A 299-nucleotide genomic window follows, 5' to 3' on the forward strand; every position below is an offset into this window, starting at 1 on the left:
TAACCTGATGTAATGGTCTCCTCCCTATACGGCATCTATGTGCCATGATTAAAGTGGTTACAATAATCAAAGGGAGAAGACCAAAATGAAGATTACAACAATTGGTTTAGACATAGCAAAAAGATTTTTCCATGTGGTGTGCTGCAATGAACAAGGGCGCTTAGTTAAAAAGAAAATGTTAAAGCGTGCGCAAGTGTTATCTTTTTTCCAACAACACACTACGTGTTTAGTTGCTTTAGAGGCCTGTGCAACTTCTCATTTTTGGGCTCGAGAAATCAGAAAATGTGGTCATCAGATAA

General features: G+C 38.1%; 1 pseudogene. It reads left to right on the plus strand.

The features are described 5' to 3' along the window. Positions 1–85: 85 nt before the first annotated feature. Positions 86–299: pseudogene (locus tag H4J63_RS19930) on the plus strand (IS110 family transposase); the annotation flags it as partial.

The sequence above is a fragment of the Pseudoalteromonas sp. 5Ae-yellow genome, assembly GCF_014077565.1.
Classification (GTDB): Bacteria; Pseudomonadota; Gammaproteobacteria; order Enterobacterales; family Alteromonadaceae; genus Pseudoalteromonas.